Source organism: Zhengella mangrovi, assembly GCF_002727065.1.
Taxonomy (GTDB): Bacteria; Pseudomonadota; Alphaproteobacteria; order Rhizobiales; family Rhizobiaceae; genus Zhengella; species Zhengella mangrovi.
In genome coordinates, this window is sequence record NZ_PDVP01000015.1 from 82,612 (window position 1) to 104,963 (window position 22,352).

Sequence of the window (22,352 nt, forward strand, 5' to 3'; positions counted from 1 at the left end):
AGGCTCAGTCGCGGCCGGCGAAAGCCCGCCGCGCCAGCATGATACGGACAGCCGCCGTGTAGAGGCACACGGCGGCAAAACCCCAGGCCAGCAACGTGAACCAGCCGGGGAACAGGCACATCGCCACGAATACGCCGATGGTCTCGGTAGCCTCGGCAAGGCCGGTGGTGAAGTAGATCGACTTCTCGCCACGCGCCACCGTCTCCATGGAATGGCGCTCGGCAAGCACGGCATAGGCCAGGAAGCTCGCGCCATTGGCATAGAAGGTGAAGATCAGCGCCGCCGCAGCCAGGGCATTGGCGGACGGATCCAGCACCGCGAAGGCCAGCGGAACGGCACCGTAAAAGACGAAATCCAGAACGATATCCAGGTAGCCGCCGTAGCCGGTCCTGCCGTTGATGGCCGCGACCGCACCGTCGAGGCCGTCGGCCAGGCGGCTGGCAAGCAGAAGGACCAGGCCGGTTCCCAGCCATCCGGCGGCAATGGCGGCCGCGGCGGCCATGCCGACGGCCCAGCCGGTCCACGTCACGGCATTGGCCGAGACGCCGAGAGCGGCAAGCGAGCGCGCCATGGCTCTCAGCCCGGGGTCGATGCGTTGACGCATCCATCCGTCCAGCATTGGGCGCCTCCCTTGTTTCCTGACCATGGCCGTCAGGACGCTATTTCGACGCGGCGTTTCTGTTTATCGAACAAATAGCTCAATTTTTCCGCGAGCCATAAATCAAAAACAATCATTTCCCCGTGTTTACGTCGCTACGATTGACGGTTGAAAACGTCCCTTGCCTACAACACGTTCATTCGTCAGTATTACACCCAACTACTGAAACACACATTTGCGGGACTGTCGGTTTTGAAAGCGATTACTGGAGACAGAGATTCCGTCACGGAGCCGTCCATGTACAGCGTTCGAACTGGAAACATCGAGGTCAGTGTCGAGCCGGTCTACCTGGAAGAGGAGTCCGAGCCGGACGACAACCGGTTCTTCTGGGCCTACCAGGTTCACATCGCGAACGACGGCGACACGGCGGTTCAACTGCTGTCGCGATACTGGCGGATCACCGATGGCCTCGGGCGCGTGGAAGAGGTGCGCGGTCCCGGCGTGGTCGGCGAGCAACCGATCATCGCACCCGGCGGGCAGTACGAGTACACGTCAGGCTGTCCCCTGCCGACGCCTTCCGGGATCATGCAGGGCTATTACACGATGAGCGATCCCGAAGGCCATCACTTCGAGGTCCACATCCCGGCGTTCTCTCTGGACATCCCCGGAACCCTGCGCACGGTCAACTGAGCGCCCGACAACCGGCCTGACGGCTACTTGCCTTCGAATTCCTTCGGATCAAAGGTGTAGTGCGTCGAGCAGAACTCGCAGGTCACCTTGATCTCGCCGTCCTCGATGCTCTCGGTGATTTCCTCGGCGGTGAAGCCTTCGAGGATAGAGCCGATTTTCTCGCGCGTGCAGGAACACTTGTCGAAGACCGGGGCCGGTTCGTAGACGGTCGCGCCGTGTTCGTGGAACAGCCGGTAGAGCAGCCGCTCGGCACCGACGCTCGGATCCCACAGCTCGGTCGGCTCGATGGTCGCCAGCAGTGCCTCCGTCTCGCGCCAGGCATTGTCGACGGACATGTGGCCGCTGCCGTCGTCGCCGTCGCCGCCGTGGAGGTCCGGCATGCGCATCCGCTCGGGCGCTTCCGGGAGGAACTGGGCAACGATGCCGCCGGCACGCCATTGCTCGTGGCCACCCGGCAGGATCTGGCGCCCCGCGGCCAGGCGAACGGCTGTCGGGATCTGTTCCGACTGCCTGAAATACTTCTGCGCGACGGTTTCCAGGCTGGAGCCGTCGAGTTCGACGATGCCCTGGTAGCGCTGCATGTGCACGCCCTGGTCGATGGTCAGCGCGAGGATGCCCGTGCCGAGCAGGTCCTCCGGCGCCGTCCGGCCCGCCGCGACCGCTTCCGCCAGACGCTCCTCGTCATAGCGGGCATAGGCGCGAATGCCGTCAGGTGTCGTGAAATCGGCGACCAGCATGTCCACCGGACCGTCGGACTGGGTCTGGAAGATGAACTTGCCATCGAACTTCAGCGACGTTCCGAGCAGGACGGCCAGCGTCGTCGCCTCGGCGAGGAGCAGGCACACGTCCGGCGGATAGGCATGGCGGGCGAGGATCGAGTCGAGCGCCGGCCCGAGCTGGACTATGCGCCCGCGCGCGTCCAGCGGCTCCACCTGGAACGGCACCACGGCGTCATCGCCGGCGTGGCCGATCTCGCCAAGTTCCCTGTCGGACCCCGCCACGTTCAATGCCCCGCTGCAAAGCACCAGTTGATGATGGCCTTTTGCGCATGGAGGCGGTTTTCGGCCTCGTCGAAGACCACCGAATGCGGACCGTCGATCACGGCGTCCGTCACCTCCTCGCCGCGGTGCGCAGGGAGACAGTGCATGAAAAGCGCATCCGGCCTGGCGTGCGCCATCAGCTTCTCGTTGACCTGGTAAGGCAGGAAGACGTTGTGACCGCGCGCGCGGTGCTCCTGTCCCATCGAAACCCAGGTGTCCGTGACGACGCAGTCGGCGCCGGTGACCGCTTCGACAGCATCGCTGGTGACCGTGATGGATGCGCCGTTGGCGCGCGCCCAGTCGACGTATTTCTGCTCCGGCGCGCTGCCCTCGGGGTGGGCGATCGCCAGGTCGAAACGGAACCGGGCGGCCGCCTCCATCAGCGAATGCAGCACGTTGTTGCCGTCGCCCGTCCAGGCGAAACGCTTGCCGGCGACCGGGCCGCGATGCTCCTCGAAGGTGAGGAGATCGGCCATGATCTGGCAAGGGTGGGTGTCATCGGTCAGGCCGTTGATCACCGGAACCGTTGCCGCGTCGGCCAGTTCCAGCAGCCGCGCATGCTCGGTCGTGCGGATCATGATCGCGTCGACATAGCGCGACAGAACCTTGGCGGTGTCGGCAATGGTCTCGGATCGGCCGAGCTGCATCTCGGCGCCCGTCAGCATGACGGTTTCGCCGCCGAGCTGGCGCATGCCGACATCGAAGGACACGCGGGTGCGGGTGGAGGGTTTCTCGAAGATCATCGCGAGAACCTTGCCTTCCAGCGGCCGCGGGCCGTGGCCGGCCTTGGTGGCCGTCTTGATCTCGCGCGCACTGTCCAGCATCTGGCGCAATTCCGAGGCGCTGACGGCGGAAAGATCGAGGAAATGGCGCATGGTGTCGGCCATGGCTTGGCTCCACTCCGGTTGCTTGTGTTCTGGTTACGGTGTCGAAAGGCTGGCGGAGGCTTCGCGCAGCCAATCAACCGCAAGGCGGATCTCGTCGTCGGTCGCGGTCAGGGGCGGCAGGAAGCGCAGCACGTTGTCGCCGGCGGGGACTGCGAGCAGCTTCGCCGCGCGCAGCGCCGCGTTGACCGTTGCATTCGGCATTACGCACTTGACGCCCAGCATCAGGCCGGAGCCGCGCACTTCCGACAGGACATCGGGGAACTCGTCGACCACGGAGGCGAGCCCCTGCTTGAAGAGCAGCGCCTTGCGCGACACCTCGTCGAGAAAGCCGTCTTCCAGCACGACATCGAGCACGGCATTGGCGACCGCCATGGCGAGCGGATTGCCGCCGAAGGTGGTGCCATGGGTGCCGGCGACCATGCCGCTGGCCGCGTCCTCGGTCGCCAGGCAGGCGCCCACGGGGAAGCCGCCGCCGATGCCCTTGGCAATGGCCATGATGTCCGGGGTGACGTCCGACCACTCGTGGGCGAACAGCCGGCCGGTCCGGCCAACGCCGCTCTGCACCTCGTCGAGGATCAGCAGGGCGCCGGTGCGGTCGCACAGTTCGCGCAGGTCGCGCATGGCCTCGCCTGAGACCGGGCGGATGCCGCCTTCACCCTGGACCGGTTCGATCAGGATCGCGGCGGTCGTGTCGCCGACGGCAGCCAGCAGCGCCTCGCGATCGCCGAAGGGCACCTGGATGAAGCCTGGCGCCTTGGGGCCGAAGCCCTCCAGGTACTTGGCCTGGCCGCCGGCCGCGATGGTGGCCAGCGTGCGCCCGTGGAACGCGCCTTCGAACGTGATGATGTCGATGCGCTCCGGCGCGCCCTTCTGGTAGTGGTAGCGCCGGGCGGTCTTGATGGCGCATTCCAGCGCCTCGGCACCGGAATTGGTGAAGAAAACCCGGTCGGCGAAGGTATGCTCGGCCAGGCGCTCGGCCAGCCGGCGCTGTCCAGGCACCTCGAACAGGTTCGACGTGTGCCACAGCTTGCCCGCCTGCTCGGTGAGCGCGGCGACCAGGTGCGGATGGCAGTGGCCCAGGGAGTTCACCGCGATGCCACCGGAAAAATCGAGGTATCGGTCGCCGTCGCTCATGATGAGCCAGGACCCCTCACCGCGTTCCGGGGAAACCGGAATGCGCGCGTAGGTATCGAACAGCGCAGACCCAGGCATTGCAGTCAAACTCCAAAGACAGGCGCCCAGAGCCTTCCGTTTCCGGCCGTCACGGGGCAAGGAAAATCAAAAAAGCCGCCTCTCCGGGCGGCCTTTCCGTAATATTCCCAATTCATGACATGAAGTCAATCTTTGCTCTGGCCTTGCCCTGCGCAGGGGCCCGCAAACCGGGTCCGAAACAGGGACTGTCGCATTTCGGACTCACCGCGGGAGCAAATTTGGGGAAAACCCGGAAAAGGCAAACCGGCGGCAGGGCGGACTCTTGTCACCGAGTCACCCGGTATTGTAGTTTCCGGTCAATCAGAGACTACATCTCGTGCGGCGAACCCTAAATGTTGCGTAACAGGGCGCCCGGTCATCCGGGCGAGCGCGGACGGATTCATTGAAATGCGGCGACCGGAGCAACAAACATGAACTGGACCGATGAGCGAGTTGAACTCCTCAAGAAACTTTGGGCGGAAGGCCTGAGCGCCAGCCAGATCGCGTCCCAGCTTGGCGGCGTGAGCCGCAACGCGGTGATCGGCAAGGTGCACCGGCTCAAGCTGTCCGGCCGGGGCCGCCCGACCGCCAGCCCGCAGCGCCAGAAGAAGTCGGCCCGTCCGGCCGCAGCCGCCGGAAAGCCGGCCACGCAGCGCCCGTCCACATCGGTTCCGCGTTCGGCGCCGATGACATCGGGCGCCAACGCGCTCAAGGCCGACTACGACATGGACGTGATGGTGGAAGAACTCCCCGTGATCCGTTCTTCGGAGGTCGTGGTGCCGATCTCGCGCAAGCTGGAACTGACCGAACTAACCGAGCGGACCTGCAAGTGGCCGATCGGCGATCCGCTGGCCGAGGATTTCCATTTCTGCGGCAACGACTCCGGCGAGAGCGGCCCCTATTGCGCCTACCACGCCCGGCTGGCCTTTCAGCCGGCATCCGACCGGAAGCGCAACCGCCGCTGACCGCCTATGCCGCGGGGCCTCCAGCCTGGCCCCGCCGGCGCGGCTCGTGGAGCATTCCCGCCTATCGGTCGAATGCCCTGATGCCCGCGCTTCCCTGCCGGACCCCGATCACCGGACCGCCAGGGCAAGGAGGCGCAGGCGAGCGCCTTCCCCATTCAAGAAAATCGAAACGCAATACCGGGTCCCGCCTTCGCGGGAGCCGCCCGGAGCACTTGCAGCGACGATGGCGGCCGGTTTCTCGTCCGCAATTGCGTCAAGACAACGCGACCGCGCAGCGCTTCAACGAAAAGCCGATCTGCCCTAGGTCTCGTAGACAACCTTGTGACTGTCGTCGTCCTTCGGCCGTTCCGCGTCGAGCTGGCGGCCGGTGGCGATGAAATAGACCGTCTCGGCCACGTTCGTCGCGTGGTCGCCGATGCGCTCGATGTTCTTGGCGCAGAACAGCAGGTGGGTGCAGGGCGAGATGTTGCGCGGGTCTTCCATCATGTAGGTCAGGAGTTCGCGGAACAACGACGTGTACATGCTGTCGATCTCCTCGTCGCGATCGCGCATCGCCGGTATGCGTTCAACCGAACGGGAGGCGTAGGAATCCAGCACGTCCTTCAACTGGCTCAGCGCCAGCTCGGCGAGGGCTTCCAGGCCGCGGTAGAAGGAACGCGGCTGGCTGTCGCGGGAGATCGCGGAAACACGCTTGGCAATGCTCTTGCCGAGGTCGCCGACGCGTTCCAGGTCGGCGGCAATCCGCATGGCACCGATGATCTCGCGCAGGTCCTGCGCCATGGGCTGGCGCCGGGCGATGATCAGGACGGCCTTCTCGTCGATCTCGCGCTGCAGCCGGTCGAGAACGGCGTCGCGTTCGCGGACCTCGTCGACGAAGCTCTCGTCCGCCCGCACGAGCGCGGAGACGGCATCGAAGACCATGGATTCCGCCATGCCCCCCATCTGGGCAATCTTGTCCGACAGGGCATGGAGATCCGTGTCGAAGGCGCGCACGGTATGGTTTGAATCCGGCATGGTCGCTTTCAACTCCTCCCTCTGTTGCGGCTTCCCGAAGCAAGCCGATCTCACTAACCGGCTAACATGTTTTCCGGTCCTTGTCGCCTGCAACCCCTACGGGTTCTGACCGAGCGGAAGGATCACCGTGAAGACCGAACCCTTGCCCGGTTCCGATTCAATGCGAAGCTGGCCACGATGGCGCGCCACGATGTGCTTGACGATGGCCAGGCCCAGCCCCGTTCCCTTGCGAAGCCGGCTTTCGTCGGCGTCGACGCGGTAAAAGCGCTCGGTGATGCGCGGCAGGTGCTCTTTGGGGATGCCCTTGCCATAATCGCGAACGGCGACGGCGAGCGATCGCTGGCCGTCGATCTCGACCGGGCGGGCGTCGATGTCCACGCGGCCGCCCGCGCTTCCATACTTGCAGGCATTGGCGATCAGGTTCTCGAAGACCTGGAACAATTCATCCTCCTCGCCGGCGACCAGCCGGGGCGATTCGTGCCAGTCGCAATGGATTTCGACGCTGTTGTCGCCGGCCAGGTGGGCCAGCGAGCCAATCAACCGATCCATCAGTGCCTGCAAATCAACCGATTGACGACGCCGCAACACTGGCTTCATTTCAAGACGCGACAATGACAGGAGATCATCGATCAGACGGGCCATCCGGTCGGCCTGGTCCTGCATGATGCCAAGGAAGCGGTCGCGCGCCTTCGGGTCATCCTTCGCCGGGCCGCGCAGGGTCTCGATGAAGCCGGAGACGGAGGCCAGCGGGGTGCGCAGTTCGTGGCTGGCATTGGCGATGAAGTCGGAGCGCATCCGCTCCATGCGCCAGACCTCGGTTCGATCGGAAAAGGTGGCGAGGTAGTGACCCGGTGCGCCCGGCAACGGCGTGGCCGTCACGCGGTAGCGCCGCTCCAGCGGCGAGCGCTCGGCATAGTCGGCGGAATGCGTGCGCCCGTCCCTCAGGACGGCATCCACCAGGTCCATCATCTCCGCGGTCCGGAAGCGCAGGCGGAACGAGGCCCCCTGCCGGAACTCGCCGAAGATCTCGCGCGCCGCGAGGTTGGCGAACCGGACCTCCGCGTTGCGGCCGAAGATCACCAGGGGGTCCGGAAAGGCATCGGCGAAGACGTGGGCGGCCTCGTCGTTGGCAGGATCGGGCAGGAAATCCGTCTTGTCAGGCACCTCCTCATTCCGGGACAGGCGCCAGATCTGAACAGCTCCGACCACAAGCAAGAGAATGACCGAGGCTGGCGCGAACGGCGACCCGGTGAGAGCCAGCAGCAGGGCCGGAACAGCTGCCAGGACCACGAACAAAAGGGAGCGCCAGGGGCCGGGAGGAAACAACATGGAGCCTTTCGGAGTTGAGGCGCATGGCGCCGGACTTGCTGCCCCGGTTTTCATTGCGACGCGTTTGGGGCAAAGATCAGCTTCCATGTTTTGTTTGAATGAAGGTTTGATGACAATGGGAAAGCGCGTCAGTCACATCGGCGAAACCGAGTTGAAGCCGATTTCCATCGAGGTCGACGGCCACCAGCGGGTGTTCGACATCGGCGATCCGGACCTGCCGGACTGGGTCAAGGACCACGTGATGACTGCCGGCGGCTACCCTTACGACGACAAGATGGACCGCAAGGACTACGACAAGACGCTCGAGGACCTGCAGGAGGAACTGGTCAAGCTGCAGACCTGGATGCAGAAGACCGGGCACCGCGCCATGCTGCTGTTCGAAGGCCGCGACGCGGCGGGCAAGGGGGGCTCCATCGCCGCCTTCCGGCAGTTTCTCAACCCGCGCAACGCGCGCAACGTGGCCCTGTCCAAGCCGACGGAGATCGAGCGGCAGCAATGGTATTTCCAGCGCTACGTGCTGCATTTCCCGACCGCCGGCGAACTCGTCACCTTCGACCGCTCCTGGTACAACCGGGCCGTCGTCGAGCCGGTCATGGGGTTCTGCACCACACCGGAATATCTGAAGTTCGTCGATGACGTTCCGGATTTCGAACGGATGATCGTCGACGAAGGCATTCACCTGTTCAAGTTCTGGCTGAACATCGGCCAGGAGACGCAGCTCAAGCGGTTCCACGACCGGGTCCACAGCAGCCTGAAATACTGGAAGTTTTCGCCCATCGACATCGCCGGCATCACCAAGTGGGACGCCTATACCCAGCACCGCGACGCCATGCTGGAAAAGACGCATTCAAAACACGCGCCATGGACCGTCGTCCGGGCCAACGACAAGCGCCGGGCGCGCATCGAGATCATCCGTCACGTGCTGAGAACCATCGATTTCCCCGAGAGGGACGCTGAGAAAATCGGCGAACCGGACGAGAAGATCATCTGCTCGGGCGCGGAGTTCATCGAACGGCTGGATAACGCCTGAGCGAAGACGGGCGGTGCGGCGTCTTGTGCCAGTAGTGCGGCGAGCGGACGAGACTGGCGAGCGCGCGCCAGGCCGCCCAGGACTGCAGCAGCCAGTAGAGCGGCAGGACCGGGAGGAAGCGCCATTGCCGGGCGCGTTCCAGCCGCGACATGGCCTTCAACCCCAGCGCGGCCTGCGTGAGATAGGCCGCCGCCATCACCGCCAGGTCGCCATACCAGAGGGCCAATGCCGGACCTTCCGGCGGCTTGAGGGCACCCGTCCAGTAGAGCGCGGCGAGGACGTAGGCGGCGGGATGCACCAGGGCGCAGAACACGATGCCGAGCAGGAAGACCTGGATGACGAGGAAATCGGCCAGGCCTGTTTCTCTGACGAGACGCAGCGGCGCGCGGGTGTGGACGAGCCAGCATTGCATCCAGCCTTTCAGCCAGCGGGTGCGCTGCCCCAGCCAGTCGCCGAGCCGGTCCGGCGCGTCCTCCAGCGTCGGCCGCGCGATGACGCCGATACGGTAGCCGAGCCGGACAAGACGAACGGCGAGATCCGCATCCTCGGTCACGTTGTAGGGATCCCAGCCGAGGGCAGCGTCGAGGACCCTGCGGCGGAAATGGTTCGAGGTTCCGCCGAGCGGCAGGAACCGGTGACGGCGGGCCAGCGCGACAAGGAGGCCGCGAAACAGTGATGCATATTCCAGGGCAAACATGGCCGTCAGCCATGTGTCCGCGGAATTGCGAACGAAGAGCGGCGCCTGGAGACAGGCAAGCCGGTCGTCGGCCATATCGAAGGCCTGCCAGGCTTCCAGCAACTGGTCCGGATGGGGCCGGTCCTCCGCATCGTAGAGAACCACGAAGTCGCCCCGGGTCAGCGGCAGGGCGTAGGACAGCGCGTTGGGCTTGGTTCGCGGCCCGCCGGGCGGAACCTCGATCACCTCCACCAAGGCGGCCAGCGCATGGGCATGGACCGCCTCGATCGTTGGACGGTCGTCGGCCTCGCAGACGATCTTGATCTCCAGCTTGGACCTGGGCCAGCGCAACTGGCCGAGGTGGACCAGCAGTTCGCCGATCACCGGCGCTTCCCGGTAGGCCGCGACGAGGACCGTGTAGCGGGGAAGATCGCACGGCCTGGAAGGCAGCAAGGGCGCCGGGCGCCGTGTCCCCGCGGCTGGAAGCGCGAGAACCCGCAGCACAAGGCAGGACAGGAAGAAGAGGCTGGCGAGACCATGCAGGAGCGCAAGAGTCGATTGGCTGGCGACGAAGAGGCCCGCGGGAATGGCGACCAGGAGCATGCCGGCGACAAGGCTTTGCCAGGTGTTGGCCACGAGCCGCGCGGACAGGTCCGGACGGCGGACGAAGAGCCTGCCGGCGCTGTCGCCGACCCGGCTCCCGGCCTGGCATTGCAGGAGCGCGCCGCGCAGGACATGGGGCGAAACCACGGTGAGATGCTCCACTGTCCCTTGCCGGGCGCCCTGCAGGCGCTGCATCACCTGCAGGTCGGAAATATCGGGCGAGACCAGCCGTTCAGGGCGTCCGCCCGGTTGCTGGTAGATCAGCTGCGGCCTGTCGCCGGTTGTGGCCGCAACGTGGCGATGATCGATGACCGCGCGGAAGCGCAGGCCGAATTCCCGGGCAAGGCAGCGGAAGTAGCGCGCCGTGTCAGTGCCCGGCAGGGCCAGGAGTTCCTCCTGGACACTGGTGCCGTTTTCCCGGGCCCTGCGGATCAGTTGCAGCGTGCGTTGCGGCGGTATGCCGGCGTCCGCGAAGACCCGGACCAGGCGGCGGGATTCCGCATGGAGCAAATCCGGTGACGCGGGCCCGGCCGCCGGCTGATCCCGTTCCCGAGTGCCGGTTGGCGGCGGGTCGAGGCCCGAGGCATCGCCGGGTTGCGGATACCGCCTGGCCTCCGTCCGGGCCACGACATGGCCCCTGCCCGGCAGTGCCGGCGCGCCTGCTTCCTTCCCGCGATCCTGGCCCTGCAACAAAACGATCCGCACCCTTGCTCCTGCCCGGTCCAGTGTAAGGACCGGCGGGCTGGGACGAATGGTGCGATCACGTAATGTAACCCTGCCGGATGGCTTCGGCGACGGCATGGGTGCGGTTTGCCGCGCCAAGCTTCATCTTGGCGCTGAGCAGGTGCTTCTCGGAGGTGTGTTCCGAAATGCCGAGGATGCGGGAGATCTCCCATTCGCTCTTTCCTGCAGCGGCCCAGCGCATGCACTCGGCCTCCCGGCGCGTAAGGCGAATGGGGCGGCTGGCGTCATCGGCGACAACCAGTTGCATAGCCCGTTCTATCGCATAGGTTGAAACGAGGGTGACCATGCCGAAGTCCTCCGGCGACAGGTCCATGTCCTCGCCGCCGAGCGACAGAAGCGCCAACGCGCCATCGCCGGTGATGAGCGGGATGGAAATCCCCATCCGGATGCCGAACTCGGCGATTTCATGCAGCACGACCTGGCCCGGATGGCCCTCTCCGGCCGCGGCGGCCGCTTCGCGCCAGTCGAAGGGGCGCATGTGCGTCTTGACGTAGTGAACCACCGGGCTGATCCGCGCATAGTCGCGCAGGATATAGCGTTCAACCCAAGGTTCCGGCCATCCGCGCAGCAGGATGTGCTCACGCTCGTATCGCGGCTCGGCATGCGGATTGGCCTGCGAACCGATGATCATGCGATCGAGACCGAAACGGCCGGTGATGCCGAGCAGGGTGTCACAGACTTCCTGTGCACAGTTCGTCCGGCCGATCCGGCCAACGTGATCGAGGGTATCCTCGAAGATGCTCTTGTTCATATCCATTGCCCCCGCAAAGATATATGTCGGCGCCACACACTAGCGCAGGTTGATTAAACCAAGGTGCGCACACGCTTTCCATAAATCACGGGTTGTGATCGCGTTTATCGTTATCGCCGGTCGCGCCGCTGCCGCGGTCATGGTATGCACGGCATCTGACGACGTCCCCCGGACCGGTGCCCGCCGGCCGGAATCCCCAAGGAGGCCCAGCGGCGGTGCGGACCATTCGATACCTGCTCACCCTCGTTCTCGCGTCCGTCTCCATGGCGGCGGCGGCCGCCGAGACCGGTCCGCGGTCCTTCCCGATGGTATGGGACCCGCACGAGCGGCTTCCCGTGGTCAAGCTTACCGACATCCAGCGGGTGCGCTTCCTGGTGACGCTGGACTACCCGCCGTTCAGCTTCCTGGATTCGGGCGGCAAGCTGGCCGGGTTTCACGTCGACCTGGCCCAGAGCCTCTGCCGCGAACTGGACATCCTCGACGCGTGCCAGATCCAGGCGCTGCCTTGGGACGAACTGGCCGGGGCGCTGCGGTCCGGCCAGGCGGAAGCGGTGCTGAGCGGCCTGCCGGCAGGCGCCGACCTTTCGGATATCGTGCTGACGCGTCCGTATTTCCCGCTTCCCGCGCGTTTCGTGACCCGGCGCAAGGCGCCGCTGGAGGAGCCGCTCACCCGCTCGCTCGCCGGCCACAGAACCGGCGTGATGGCCGGATCCCGCCACGAGGCGATGCTGCGCGCCTGGTTCCCCGAGGCACAGGTGGTGACCTACTCGCGGGAAGACTGGATGCTGAGCGACGTGAAGGAGGGCAAGACCGACGCCGCGTTCTCCGACGGCATGCGCCTGTCCTTCTGGCTGGGCGGCAAGGAGGCCGACGCCTGCTGCATGTTTTCCGGCGGCGCCTATTACGCGCCGGCGTTGCTCGGCCCCGGGCACCGGATCGCGGTCACCGCGAAGATCGCCAGGCTGGCGCCGGCACTGGACCAGGCGCTCAAGCAACTGGCGATAAAAGGCGTGATGGAAGAACTCTACCTGCGCTATTTCCCGGTCGGCTTCTTCTGACCCGCCGCGTCCGCGCCATCGTTGACGCGGTAGCCGGCCACCCTGAAGGGAAGCGCCAGCGTCCACGGCAGGCTCGCCGTCACGGGACCGCGAAAATCATCTAGGCCGATGGTCATGGCGTCATGACCCGCCTTCGGCTGGTCGCGGTAGGTCCGGAACAGGCGGTCCCAGACCGGCAGGTTGAAGCCGTAGTTTGAATCGGTCTCGGGCTGCCAGGACGAGTGGTGCACGCGGTGCATGTCGGGCGTCACGAGGACCAGACGCAGGATCCGGTCCAGCCGGTCCGGCAGGCGGGCATTGGCATGGTTGAACATGGCCGTCGCGTTCAGCACGATCTCGAAGACCAGGACAGAGACGGCAGGCGGGCCCAGCAGGATGACGATGGCGGCCTTCCAGAGCATGGACAGCAGGATTTCCAGCGGATGGAAGCGCAGCGCGGTCGTCAGGTCGAAGCCGGTGTCGGCGTGGTGCATCCGGTGGATCCGCCACAGAAGCGGGATCTTGTGGCTGGCCACGTGCTCCAGCCAGACCGCGAAATCCAGAATGACGAAAGCCAGGATGCCCGCAACGACGGGCGGAATGCCGGCCTGGCGGAAGAGCCCCCAGCCGTTGGCCTCGGCCCACAGCGCCATGCCGACGGCGGCGGCGGGAAACACCAGGCGGAGCAGCACGGTGGAGAGGACGACCATGGACAGGTTGGTGAACCAGCGCCGACCCTTCCAGCTTCCCGCCATTTCCGGCCGCGCCAGACGCGGCGAGACAAGTTCGAACAGCGCCATGACGGCAAAGACCGCGGCAAAGGCGGCAAAGCGGATCAGGGGTTCGGGAAATGGCAGGGTCATGGGCGGCCTTCATCCTGGATCAGGGCATGTCCGACCTGCCATCCCGCAGCGCGTCCGCACGGGCAAGTCACATTCGCTTGACCCGGTCGGCCGCTCACTCGCTGGTGCGGAAACGGGCCTGGGCCCCGCGCTCGATGGCGGCCACCGTCAGCTTGTCGAGGCCGAGCCGGTCGCGAAGCATCTGGAGGAAGCGCAGTTCCTCCTGCTCGACGTGGAGATCGGCGGCAGCAACCTCGACGGCAACGGCATAGGCCGTGTCGTAGAGACGCGGCGGCACCGATTCCAGAACGATATCGAAGATACGGTCGAGGCCGTCGTCGCCCTGGAGCAGTTCCTGGCAGACCCGCGCAGCGTCCATCAGGCGGTCCTCGCCATAGCCGCGGAACACCGGAAGCGTGTTGATGAGATTGCCGATCCGTTCCAGTTCGTCATCGGACATGGAGCGATCCACCGCCGACATCACCACCATCACATAGACCAGGGCATCCTGTTTCGCGAGCAAGCTCATCGGCAACTCCAGTTCAATCGAATCCGCCGCATAGGTAGGAAGTGCGCCGGCATCGCGCAAGCAAAATCGCAGCGGCCAATTGACCACCGTGCGGCAGTTCAATATCAGGGTCCGCGCGCCAATCGACACCTCCAGCAGCCTTTCCGGAGCGCCACCGCCCCATGACCGCGTCTTCCCTTCCGTCCCTCGGCATCACCCCCGGCCTCACCCATGCCGCCCAGGCCAGCAAGGCGTGGCCGTTCGAGGAAGCGCGCAAGCTGATCAAGCGGTACGAGAAAACGGGCTACCCGGCGGAGGTGCTGTTCGAGACCGGCTACGGGCCGTCCGGCCTGCCGCACATCGGCACATTCGGCGAGGTGGCGCGCACGACGATGGTGCGCAACGCGTTCCGCGTGCTGACCGGCGACAAGGTGCCGACGCGCCTGCTCTGCTTCTCCGACGACATGGACGGGATGCGCAAGATCCCGGAGAACGTGCCGGATCGCGCCGCGCTGGAGCCGTACCTGCACATGCCGCTGACCGTGGTGCCAAACCCGTTTGGCGGCGACTACCCGAGTTTCGGCCATCACAACAACGCCATGCTGCGGCGCTTTCTCGACACGTTCGGCTTCGACTACGAATTCGCCAGCGCGACGGATTATTACAAGAGCGGAAAGTTCGACGACATCCTGCTGAAGGTTCTCGACCGCTACGACGCGATCATGGACATCATGCTGCCGACGCTGGGCGAGGAACGGCGGGCGACCTATTCGCCCTTCCTGCCGATCTCGCCGAAGACCGGGCGCGTGCTCTACGTCCCGATGAAGGCGACCGACCCGGTCAACGGCACGATCACCTATGTCGACGAGGACGGCGACGAGATCACCCAGCGAGTGACCGGCGGACAGGTGAAGCTGCAGTGGAAGCCGGATTTCGGCGCACGCTGGGCGGCGCTCGACGTCGATTTCGAGATGTTCGGCAAGGACCACGGGCCGAACATGATGGTCTACGATTCCATCTGCAAGGCGCTCGGTGGCCGTCCGCCGGAGCATTTCGTCTACGAGCTGTTCCTCGACGACAAGGGGGAGAAGATCTCCAAGTCGAAGGGCAACGGGCTGACCATCGACGAGTGGCTGGCCTATGCGCCGACCGAAAGCCTGGCGCTTTACATGTTCCAGAAGCCGCGCACCGCCAAGCGGCTCTTTTTCGACGTGATCCCGCGCGCGGTGGACGAGTATTTCACCTTCCTGTCGGCCTACGAGCGGCAGGACGAGACCAACCGGCTGGCCAACCCGGTCTGGCACATCCACAACGGCAACCCGCCGGCCGGCGACATGCCGGTCAGCTTCGCCATGCTGCTCAACCTGGTGAGCGCCTCCAACGCGCATGACAAGGACGTGCTGTGGGGCTTCATCTCGCGCTATGCCCCGGGCGTGACGGCCGAAACGCATCCCAAGCTCGACGAGCTCGTCGGCTACGCGATCCGCTATTTCGACGATTTCGTGCTGCCGGCAAAGACGTTCCGGGCCCCCGACGAGGTGGAGCGCGCGGCGCTTGGCGCGCTGGAAGCCTCTCTCGGCACGCTGCCGGCGGATGCCGACGGCGCGGCGATCCAGGACGCGGCACTGGACGTGGCACGCGGGATCGAGCGCTACCAGGACCACAAGAAGACCAGCCCCGACGGTGGGCCGGGCGTCTCGGTGGTCTTCTTCCAGATGATCTACGAGGTGCTGCTCGGGCAGGAACGCGGGCCGCGCTTCGGCTCGTTCACCGCGCTCTATGGCGTGGAGGAAATGCGGGCCCTGATCCGCAAGGCGCTGGCCGGCGACCTGGCCTGACCGGCCCTGCTATTCCTTCGACAGGAGCAGGCGGCTCTGCTTGCCGAGCGTCTCCGACAGCTTGCCGGCCATGCCGGCGAGCAGCGTCGGCAGCATGAGCACGATGGTCATGTCTGTTTCGCTTACATCCACCGTGCCGGTCACGGTCTGGCCGAAAGCACCGGCTGAGAAATTGAGCTGGTCGCCGTTCCATTGCTTGTCGAGGCGCACCCCCATGCCGAGCGCTTTCTCGACCTGGTCGAAGCGGTCGCGTACGCGCTGCAGCGCCTGTTCACGGCCCAGTTCGTGGGAGACGGTGATGGTGACGGGCTTGGCCATGATCGTCGGGTCCTGACTGCTTGAGGTTCTCTGGCCCGCATATGGGCGTCATTGGCTGGCCTGTGAAGACGGCGCAGGCGAATTGATTGTCCGGAAGGCATATAATCCCCTGCCCTGCTTGCGCGCCGCGTCGAGCCTGGCGCCGAGGTCCGGTGTCAGGGCCTTCGCCACCCAGCCGTTGTCCGCCAGCCATGCCGCCATGTCCTCGCCGGCCAGCGTGCAGGAGGTGGTGATGATCGCCGGATTGGGCTTTTGCGGCGCCCGGCACTCGATGGCCCGGGCGCGCATCCAACGGCGCAGTGCGGATCGCGCCATCATCCCGCAGGGCCGGGTTTCGCCGCCCTCGACGCTGCAGGTTGCCTGCAGCGGCAGCACCTCGATGCCTTCGAGGCGTACCCGCTGGCCCTCGGCCTCGATCAGGTTGGTCTCCGCGGCGACCGGCTGATGCAGGAGGCGCTTCTTCCAGCCTGTCCTGTCCGACGGATCGGGCGGCGGGGCCGGTGTCGCCGGTGCGCCGAGCGGCCCGAGCGGCGGACGCGGCGCGACGCGCTCGTAGCCCGGCAGGGCCGCGGGAGCCGGTCCCTCGTTCGGGCGCGCCTGCTTGGGCGCCGGTTCTGCCTCCGGCAGGCGTGTGGCAACCGGTTCCGGCGCGGCCGCGGCGGGGCCGGCGGCATCCGACTGCGGCGGCAGCTTGGCCACCGCCTGGCGCTCGTCGCGCGGCCAGTACTCCATCACGGCAAGGAGGGCCGCGACGAGGACGACAGGCAGGAGGAGATAGCGCAGGCGCACGGCGGGCCTACTGGCTGGCCCACAGGATGCGGGCGATCCAGTCGACCTGATCCAGCGGCAGCGTGCGCGGCGGATGTTCCGGATTGAGGGAGGCCAGTTCCAGTTCGCCGTCCCCCTGCCTGGCGAGCACCTTGGCCATGACCTCGCCGCCCGACGTGCGGACCACGACGCGGTCGCCCTTGCGGACGCGGGCACCGGGCTGGACGATCAGGCGATCACCGTCGCGATAAACCGGCAACATGGAATCGCCCGTCACTTCCAGCGCATAGACGCCTTCACCCGGAGACACCGGGAAATCGACGATATCCAGCCCCTGGCCGACCGGGAAACCGGCATCGTCGAAGAAACCGCCGGCACCGGCCTGCGCCACGCCGAGCAGCGGCACGCGGGCGGGCGCTGTGCCGCCGGCGCCGGCGTGCAGCAATTTCATGAAAACATCCAGCGGCGTGGCGGTGGCGACCAGAACCTTGGAGATGGATTCGGTGGACGGCCAGCGCGGGCGGCCATCCGCCGACTGGCGCTTCGACCGGTTGAACGCGGTGGAGTCGAGCCCGGCCTTCTTCGCCAGCCCGGAGGCCGACAGACCGTTTTTCTCGGCAAGAGCATCCAGCGCTGCCCAGACGCCTGCATGGGAAAGCATGATCGGCCCCTTCCGGTCAGAGGAAAATTTACCTTATGCCAGCGGTCCCTTGGCTGTCCATAGCGCATGCCCGGATGTGGAACCGATGCCCGGTTTCGCTGCGGTGGCGCTGAAGGCCTCAGGCCATGTCTGCGGAGAAGGGCTTGCGTCCGGTTTCCAGTGCGCGATCGAGGTAGTCGATCCGGTCCTGCCCCCAGAAGACCTCGCCGTTCAGCACATAGGAGGGACTGCCCAGCGCGCCAGCCGCGATGGCCTCTTCGGTGTTGACGTCGATGATCCCGGTGACCAGCCCGCTGCGGGCCTGGGCGATGACGCCTGCAGCATCGAAGCCGGCCTTGCCCAGCCGATCGGCGATCACCGCCTCGTCCGCGATATCGGCCTCGTCCACCCAGACCACGCGGTAGAGGCTCTCGACATAGTCGAAGGGATCGCGCCCGTCCGCCACGAGGGCGGCGACCGTGGCATCGGCCAGCGACGGATCGGCCGGGAAATGCTTCGGTTTCAGGTTCACCGGCAGGCCACGCATCTCGGAAATGCGCTGGAGTTCGAGCATGCGGTAGCGCCGGCGCGAAACGGGACGCTGGCCCAGCGGCAGCGCGCCCGATGTCTGGAACACGGCGCCGAGCCGGAACGGCTTCAGGTTCAGCGTGGCGCCATGGCGGGCGGCAACCGCGCCGATGGCACGGTGACCGAAATAGCTGAACGGCGAAATGCAAGTGAAATAGTAGTCGATTGCGGTGGTCATGGTCCCTCCCTCGCCGGCCCGTTTGCCGGACGGGTTGGAGACTAGTGCACCGCGGGGAAAAGAACAGGGAGGATGGCGATCATCCCGGCGACCCGGCCTGCTTGGCAAAGGCGCGCAGGTTGGCATGGGAGGCCATGAAGGCACGCTCGGCCTCGGTCGGCGGGCGCGGCCGGTCCTCGTAGCCGAGCGCCTCGATCACATCGCCGGCGCGGACGAACTGCCGGTTGGCAAAGTCATAGATGCCCGCGGTGGTCATCACCATGGCCGCGGTCGTGCCGTCTTCCAGCAGGAAGCGGTGGCGGCCGATGATCTGGCTCTCTTCCCAGGTCTCGATGGTGGAAACGACCTCGAAGCGCCGCCACAGGCGTATCTCGCGGACATAAACCGCCTGGACCCCGCCCATCAGCGGCCCCCAGTTGCGCGAGCGCGTCAGCTTGAGCAGGCCGGAGCGGAAGAAGATGTCGAGCCGGCCGCAATCGGCGAGCATCATGTAGCGCGCGTTGTTGAGATGCAGGTTGGGATCGATGTCCGTCGGCAGGCAACGGAAGGTGAGCCGGCTCTGATCGCCGGCCCGAAAGGGACCGCGGCGGCGTTGCGTCGCCGCGATCCGGATCATGCGGGCCCAGACATACATGGGATGCGAGCCCTTTCAGCCTCAGGCGGCCTGCTTTTCTTCGGCCCTGGCGCCGTAGCGCTGGTAGAAGGTCTCGCCCTTCTCCGCCATGTCGACCAGGCCCTTCGGCGCCTTGAACTGCTTGCCGTACTTCTTCTGCAGCTTCTTCGCCAGGTCGACGAATTCGGCCACGCCCATGCCATCGATGTAGGACAGCGCGCCGCCCGTGTAGGGCGCAAAACCGAAGGCGAGGATGGAGCCGACGTCTGCCTCGCGCGGGTCGGTGACGATGCCCTCTTCCATGACGCGGGCCGCTTCGAGCGCGATGGTGACGAGGAAACGCTGCTTTAGTTCCTCGACGTCCACCTTTTCCGGCTTCTGCTGCGGATAGAGATCCTTCAGGCCCGGCCAGAGGTGCTTCTTCGCCGGCTTGGCCGGGTAGTCGTAGAAGCCCTTGCCGTTCTTGCGGCCAAGGCGCCCGTGGGTGTCGACCATGGCGTCGATGAGTTCGACGTGGCGCATGTCGACCGCCTTCTCGCCCATGTCGCGGATGGTCTGCTTGAGGATCTTCTGCGACAGGTCGACGGCCGTCTCGTCGTTGAGGGCCAGCGGCCCGACCGGCATGCCGGCCATCTTGGCGGCATTCTCGACCATGGCCGGCGGCACGCCCTCGATGAGCATGTTGTAGGCTTCCGACATATAGCGCAGCACGCAGCGGTTGACGTAGAAACCGCGGGTGTCGTTGACGACGATCGGCGTCTTCCTGATGGCCCGGACATAGTCGATGGCCGTGGCCAGTGCCTTGTCGCCGGTCTTCTTGCCCATGATGATCTCCACGAGCATCATCTTGTCGACGGGCGAGAAGAAGTGGATGCCGATGAAGTTCTTCGGACGCGCCGAGTTTTTCGCGAGCCCGGTGATCGGGATGGTCGAGGTGTTGGACGCGAAGATGCCGGTGGACTTCAGCACGGCTTCCGCCTTTTCCGTCACGCCCCGCTTGACCTCGGAATCCTCGAACACGGCCTCGATGACGAGGTCGGCGCCGTCGAGTTCGGCATAGTCCGGCGTGGCGGTGATGAGCGACAGGAGCTTTTCCTTGTCCTCGGCCGTGGCGCGGCCCTTCTTGATGAGCCCGTCCATCAGGCTGGCGGAATGTGCCTTGCCCTTGTCGGCGGCTTCCTGGTCACGGTCGACGAGGACCACGGGGATGCCGGCCTTCGCCGTGACGAAGGCAATGCCAGCGCCCATGAAGCCCGCGCCGAGCACGCCGACCTTCTTGAACTTCGTCGGCTTGACGCCCTCGGGGCGGCGGGCGCCCTTGTTCAGTTCCTGCAGCGAGACGAAAAGCGAGCGGATCATCATGCCCGCCTCGGTCGTCTGGAGGATTTCGGCGAAATAACGCTGCTCGATGCGAAGCGCGGTGTCAAAGGGCACGAGAAGGCCTTCGTAGATGCACTTCAGGATCGCCGTCGCCGCCGGGTAGTTGCCGTAGGTCTGCTTGCGCAGGTGGGCGATGGCCGGCGGGAAGAGGTTGGCGCCGGCGGCGGAATAGACCGGGCCGCCGGGCAGCTTGAAGCCCTTCTTGTCCCACGGCTGGACCGGTTCGAGACCGTCCCTGATCAGCTTCTTCGCCTCGTCGACGAGCTTCTTCGCCGGGACAACCGCCGTCACCAGGCCCATCTTCAGGGCCTTGGCCGGCGACAGGGTCTGGCCGGAGGTCATCATCTGCATGGCCGACTGGGTGTCGGTCAGGCGCGGCACGCGCTGGGTGCCACCGGCGCCCGGGAAGATGCCGACCTTGACTTCCGGCAGGGCCATCTTCACCGCGTCACTGTCGGCGACCACGCGGGCATGGCAGGCCAGCGACAGTTCGAAGGCGCCGCCCATGCAGGTGCCGTTGATAGCGGAAACCCAGGGCTTGCCGCAGGTTTCAAGCTTGCGCCAGAGCCAGTTCATGCGGCCGGCGGCCTCGAAGACCAGTTCGGCAGCCTTCTTCGGGTCCCTGGCCTTGGCGTCGCGGATGGTGTCGAATATCCCGCGCAGCATGGTCAGGTCGGCACCGCCGGAGAAGCTGTCCTTCTTGCCGGAGGTGAAGACGGCGCCCTTGACGGCCTCGTCTGCGACGACCTGATCGACGATGGCGTCGATCTCGTCCATGACCTCCTGGGTGAAGACGTTCATCGACTTGTCGGGCATGTCCCAGGTGACAAGCGCAATGCCGTCGGCGTCCACGTCGACCGTGAAATTCTTGTAGTCAGCCATTTTCTTTTTCTCCCGATCAGACGCGTTCGATGATGGTGGCGGTGCCCATGCCGGCGCCGATGCACAGGGTGACGAGCGCGGTGTTGAGGTCGCGACGCTCCAGTTCATCGAGAACGGTGCCGAAGATCATGGCGCCGGTGGCGCCGAGCGGATGACCCATGGCGATGGCGCCGCCGTTCACGTTCATGCGGTCGTGGGGGATGTCGAAGGCCTGCATGTAGCGCAGAACGACGGAGGCGAAGGCCTCGTTCAGCTCGAACAGATCGATGTCCGACAGCTTCATCTTCGCGCGCTTCAGCAGCTTCTCGGTCACGTCCACCGGGCCGGTCAGCATGATGGCGGGCTCGGAGCCGATGTTGGTGAAGGCACGGATGCGCGCCCGCGGCTTCAGGCCCATGGTCTTGCCGGCCTTCTTCGAGCCCAGCAGGACAGCGGCCGCCCCGTCGACGATGCCGGAGGAATTGCCGGCATGGTGGACGTAGTTGATGTTCTCGATTTCCGGGTAACGCTGGATGGCGACGGCCTCGAAGCCGCCCATCTCGCCCGGCATGACGAAGGACGGGTTGAGCGAGGCGAGCGACTGCATGTCGGTGCCGGGACGCATGTGCTCGTCACGGTCGAGGATGGTCAGGCCGTTCTGGTCCTTGACCGGCACGACGGAGTTCTTGAACCAGCCCTTCTCCCAGGCGTGGGCGGCACGCTTCTGGCTTTCCACGGCATAGGCATCGACATCGTCGCGCGAGAAGCCGTACTTGGTGGCGATCAGGTCGGCGGAGACGCCCTGCGGCACGAAATAGGACGGCAGGCCGACCGACGGGTCCATGAACCAGGCGCCGCCGGACATGCCCATGCCGACGCGCGACATGCTTTCCACGCCGCCGGCGATGACGATATCGTCGGAACCCTGGGCGATCTTGGCCGCGCCCATGTTGATGGCGTCGAGACCCGAGGCGCAGAAGCGCGAGAGCTGAAGGCCCGGGGCCTTGATGTCATAGCCGGCCTCGAACGCGGAGGCGCGGGGAATGACCGAACCGGCCTCGCCGACCGGATCGACGCAGCCGAAAATGATGTCGTCGACGTTGCCGGTGTCGAGGCCGTTGCGATCGCGCACGGCTTCCAGCACCTTGGCGCCAAGGCGAACCGCCGGCACCTCGTGCAGGCTGCCGTCCTTCTTGCCGCGGCCGCGCGGCGTGCGCACGGCGTCATATACAAAAGCGTCTGCCATGGAATGTCTCCTTCTTC

General features: G+C 65.7%; 22 protein-coding genes. 5 read left to right on the plus strand and 17 right to left on the minus strand.

Annotated features, from left to right (window positions below):
• Positions 1 to 4: 4 nt before the first annotated feature.
• A complete protein-coding gene (locus CSC94_RS19190; protein ID WP_099307988.1) occupies positions 5 to 619 on the minus strand; it encodes a CDP-alcohol phosphatidyltransferase family protein in 615 nt (204 codons plus the stop codon).
• A 276-nt stretch (positions 620 to 895) separates the two neighbouring features.
• On the opposite strand from CSC94_RS19190, the gene apaG reads away from it, so the two are divergent.
• Positions 896 to 1,288 (plus strand): Co2+/Mg2+ efflux protein ApaG, encoded by a 393-nt coding sequence (gene apaG, locus CSC94_RS19195; protein ID WP_099307989.1) that lies wholly within the window; start codon positions 896 to 898, stop codon positions 1,286 to 1,288.
• 23 nt (positions 1,289 to 1,311) lie between these two features.
• Here the strand turns inward: apaG and CSC94_RS19200 are convergent, their stop codons facing one another.
• Genes CSC94_RS19200 through CSC94_RS19210 form a run of 3 tightly spaced genes read right to left on the minus strand, consistent with a single transcriptional unit; the run spans position 1,312 to position 4,427 of the window.
• A complete protein-coding gene (locus CSC94_RS19200; protein ID WP_099308025.1) occupies positions 1,312 to 2,289 on the minus strand; it encodes an Hsp33 family molecular chaperone in 978 nt (325 codons plus the stop codon).
• 2 nt (positions 2,290 to 2,291) lie between these two features.
• Entirely contained in the window at positions 2,292 to 3,215 is a 924-nt protein-coding gene (argF, locus tag CSC94_RS19205) for an ornithine carbamoyltransferase (protein WP_099307990.1), read from the minus strand.
• 33 nt (positions 3,216 to 3,248) lie between these two features.
• Positions 3,249 to 4,427 carry an aspartate aminotransferase family protein gene (locus CSC94_RS19210; protein WP_099307991.1) on the minus strand — a complete coding sequence of 393 codons (1,179 nt, stop codon included), beginning with the start codon at positions 4,425 to 4,427 and terminating at the stop codon, positions 3,249 to 3,251.
• A gap of 410 nt (positions 4,428 to 4,837) precedes the next feature.
• On the opposite strand from CSC94_RS19210, the gene CSC94_RS19215 reads away from it, so the two are divergent.
• Positions 4,838 to 5,371: a GcrA family cell cycle regulator gene (locus CSC94_RS19215; RefSeq protein WP_099307992.1), complete on the plus strand. Its 534-nt coding sequence runs from the start codon at positions 4,838 to 4,840 to the stop codon at positions 5,369 to 5,371.
• Between the two features lie 300 nt (positions 5,372 to 5,671).
• Here CSC94_RS19215 and phoU read toward each other — a convergent pair whose 3' ends face one another.
• A complete protein-coding gene (phoU, locus tag CSC94_RS19220) occupies positions 5,672 to 6,385 on the minus strand; it encodes a phosphate signaling complex protein PhoU (RefSeq protein ID WP_099307993.1) in 714 nt (237 codons plus the stop codon).
• 96 nt (positions 6,386 to 6,481) lie between these two features.
• Positions 6,482 to 7,549: an ATP-binding protein gene (locus CSC94_RS19225; protein ID WP_165784510.1), complete on the minus strand. Its 1,068-nt coding sequence runs from the start codon at positions 7,547 to 7,549 to the stop codon at positions 6,482 to 6,484.
• Between the two features lie 280 nt (positions 7,550 to 7,829).
• Here CSC94_RS19225 and ppk2 point away from each other — a divergent pair, with 280 nt between their 5' ends.
• Complete coding sequence (gene ppk2, locus CSC94_RS19230) at positions 7,830 to 8,744, plus strand: polyphosphate kinase 2 (protein WP_099307995.1); 915 nt, start codon at positions 7,830 to 7,832, stop codon at positions 8,742 to 8,744.
• Here the strand turns inward: ppk2 and CSC94_RS19235 are convergent.
• Both CSC94_RS19235 and CSC94_RS19240 read right to left on the minus strand, forming a co-directional pair.
• Positions 8,719 to 10,728 (minus strand): glycosyltransferase, encoded by a 2,010-nt coding sequence (locus tag CSC94_RS19235; protein WP_133122936.1) that lies wholly within the window; start codon positions 10,726 to 10,728, stop codon positions 8,719 to 8,721. The two genes, ppk2 and CSC94_RS19235, sit on opposite strands and share 26 nt — an antisense overlap.
• A 55-nt stretch (positions 10,729 to 10,783) precedes the next feature.
• On the minus strand, positions 10,784 to 11,518 hold the full coding sequence (locus CSC94_RS19240) for a helix-turn-helix transcriptional regulator (RefSeq protein ID WP_099307997.1): 735 nt from the start codon (positions 11,516 to 11,518) through the stop codon (positions 10,784 to 10,786).
• 215 nt (positions 11,519 to 11,733) lie between these two features.
• On the opposite strand from CSC94_RS19240, the gene CSC94_RS19245 reads away from it, so the two are divergent.
• The gene (locus tag CSC94_RS19245) at positions 11,734 to 12,576 is read left to right on the plus strand and encodes a transporter substrate-binding domain-containing protein (RefSeq protein ID WP_245408413.1); all 843 of its coding nucleotides are present in this window, start codon (positions 11,734 to 11,736) and stop codon (positions 12,574 to 12,576) included.
• Here CSC94_RS19245 and CSC94_RS19250 read toward each other — a convergent pair.
• Positions 12,552 to 13,418 carry a sterol desaturase family protein gene (locus CSC94_RS19250; protein WP_099307998.1) on the minus strand — a complete coding sequence of 289 codons (867 nt, stop codon included), beginning with the start codon at positions 13,416 to 13,418 and terminating at the stop codon, positions 12,552 to 12,554. The two genes, CSC94_RS19245 and CSC94_RS19250, sit on opposite strands and share 25 nt — an antisense overlap.
• Positions 13,419 to 13,512: 94 nt before the next feature.
• Complete coding sequence (locus CSC94_RS19255) at positions 13,513 to 13,926, minus strand: tellurite resistance TerB family protein (RefSeq protein ID WP_099308027.1); 414 nt, start codon at positions 13,924 to 13,926, stop codon at positions 13,513 to 13,515.
• A gap of 161 nt (positions 13,927 to 14,087) precedes the next feature.
• Here CSC94_RS19255 and CSC94_RS19260 point away from each other — a divergent pair, with 161 nt between their 5' ends.
• Positions 14,088 to 15,743, plus strand: a complete 1,656-nt coding sequence (locus CSC94_RS19260) for a lysine--tRNA ligase (RefSeq protein ID WP_099307999.1) — start codon at positions 14,088 to 14,090, stop codon at positions 15,741 to 15,743.
• 9 nt (positions 15,744 to 15,752) lie between these two features.
• Here CSC94_RS19260 and CSC94_RS19265 read toward each other — a convergent pair whose 3' ends face one another.
• The 7 genes from CSC94_RS19265 to CSC94_RS19295 all read right to left on the minus strand — a co-directional run bounded on the left by CSC94_RS19265 (position 15,753) and on the right by CSC94_RS19295 (position 22,335).
• Positions 15,753 to 16,061 carry a polyhydroxyalkanoic acid system family protein gene (locus tag CSC94_RS19265; RefSeq protein ID WP_099308000.1) on the minus strand — a complete coding sequence of 103 codons (309 nt, stop codon included), beginning with the start codon at positions 16,059 to 16,061 and terminating at the stop codon, positions 15,753 to 15,755.
• A gap of 48 nt (positions 16,062 to 16,109) precedes the next feature.
• A complete protein-coding gene (locus CSC94_RS19270) occupies positions 16,110 to 16,850 on the minus strand; it encodes a thermonuclease family protein (RefSeq protein WP_099308001.1) in 741 nt (246 codons plus the stop codon).
• Between the two features lie 7 nt (positions 16,851 to 16,857).
• Complete coding sequence (locus CSC94_RS19275) at positions 16,858 to 17,490, minus strand: S24 family peptidase (protein WP_099308002.1); 633 nt, start codon at positions 17,488 to 17,490, stop codon at positions 16,858 to 16,860.
• 118 nt (positions 17,491 to 17,608) lie between these two features.
• Entirely contained in the window at positions 17,609 to 18,235 is a 627-nt protein-coding gene (locus CSC94_RS19280) for a 2-hydroxychromene-2-carboxylate isomerase (RefSeq protein WP_099308003.1), read from the minus strand.
• Between the two features lie 79 nt (positions 18,236 to 18,314).
• The gene (locus CSC94_RS19285) at positions 18,315 to 18,869 is read right to left on the minus strand and encodes a thioesterase family protein (protein ID WP_099308004.1); all 555 of its coding nucleotides are present in this window, start codon (positions 18,867 to 18,869) and stop codon (positions 18,315 to 18,317) included.
• 21 nt (positions 18,870 to 18,890) lie between these two features.
• Positions 18,891 to 21,110, minus strand: coding sequence for a 3-hydroxyacyl-CoA dehydrogenase NAD-binding domain-containing protein (locus CSC94_RS19290; RefSeq protein ID WP_099308005.1), 2,220 nt, complete (start codon positions 21,108 to 21,110; stop codon positions 18,891 to 18,893).
• A gap of 16 nt (positions 21,111 to 21,126) precedes the next feature.
• Positions 21,127 to 22,335, minus strand: coding sequence for an acetyl-CoA C-acetyltransferase (locus tag CSC94_RS19295; RefSeq protein WP_099308006.1), 1,209 nt, complete (start codon positions 22,333 to 22,335; stop codon positions 21,127 to 21,129).
• Positions 22,336 to 22,352: the final 17 nt, after the last annotated feature.

Excerpts from the sequence above, each read along its gene's own strand:
- CSC94_RS19290 (WP_099308005.1), bottom strand. The coding sequence starts at position 21,110 with ATGGCTGACTACAAGAATTTCACGGTCGACGTGGACGCCGACGGCATT.
- CSC94_RS19265 (WP_099308000.1), bottom strand. The coding sequence starts at position 16,061 with ATGGCCAAGCCCGTCACCATCACCGTCTCCCACGAACTGGGCCGTGAA.
- argF (WP_099307990.1), bottom strand. The coding sequence starts at position 3,215 with ATGGCCGACACCATGCGCCATTTCCTCGATCTTTCCGCCGTCAGCGCC.
- CSC94_RS19285 (WP_099308004.1), bottom strand. The coding sequence starts at position 18,869 with ATGTATGTCTGGGCCCGCATGATCCGGATCGCGGCGACGCAACGCCGC.
- CSC94_RS19210 (WP_099307991.1), bottom strand. The coding sequence starts at position 4,427 with ATGCCTGGGTCTGCGCTGTTCGATACCTACGCGCGCATTCCGGTTTCC.
- CSC94_RS19295 (WP_099308006.1), bottom strand. The coding sequence starts at position 22,335 with ATGGCAGACGCTTTTGTATATGACGCCGTGCGCACGCCGCGCGGCCGC.
- CSC94_RS19260 (WP_099307999.1), top strand. The coding sequence starts at position 14,088 with ATGACCGCGTCTTCCCTTCCGTCCCTCGGCATCACCCCCGGCCTCACC.
- CSC94_RS19280 (WP_099308003.1), bottom strand. The coding sequence starts at position 18,235 with ATGACCACCGCAATCGACTACTATTTCACTTGCATTTCGCCGTTCAGC.
- CSC94_RS19250 (WP_099307998.1), bottom strand. The coding sequence starts at position 13,418 with ATGACCCTGCCATTTCCCGAACCCCTGATCCGCTTTGCCGCCTTTGCC.
- ppk2 (WP_099307995.1), top strand. The coding sequence starts at position 7,830 with ATGGGAAAGCGCGTCAGTCACATCGGCGAAACCGAGTTGAAGCCGATT.
- CSC94_RS19275 (WP_099308002.1), bottom strand. The coding sequence starts at position 17,490 with ATGCTTTCCCATGCAGGCGTCTGGGCAGCGCTGGATGCTCTTGCCGAG.
- phoU (WP_099307993.1), bottom strand. The coding sequence starts at position 6,385 with ATGCCGGATTCAAACCATACCGTGCGCGCCTTCGACACGGATCTCCAT.
- CSC94_RS19255 (WP_099308027.1), bottom strand. The coding sequence starts at position 13,926 with ATGAGCTTGCTCGCGAAACAGGATGCCCTGGTCTATGTGATGGTGGTG.
- CSC94_RS19190 (WP_099307988.1), bottom strand. The coding sequence starts at position 619 with ATGCTGGACGGATGGATGCGTCAACGCATCGACCCCGGGCTGAGAGCC.
- apaG (WP_099307989.1), top strand. The coding sequence starts at position 896 with ATGTACAGCGTTCGAACTGGAAACATCGAGGTCAGTGTCGAGCCGGTC.
- CSC94_RS19240 (WP_099307997.1), bottom strand. The coding sequence starts at position 11,518 with ATGAACAAGAGCATCTTCGAGGATACCCTCGATCACGTTGGCCGGATC.
- CSC94_RS19215 (WP_099307992.1), top strand. The coding sequence starts at position 4,838 with ATGAACTGGACCGATGAGCGAGTTGAACTCCTCAAGAAACTTTGGGCG.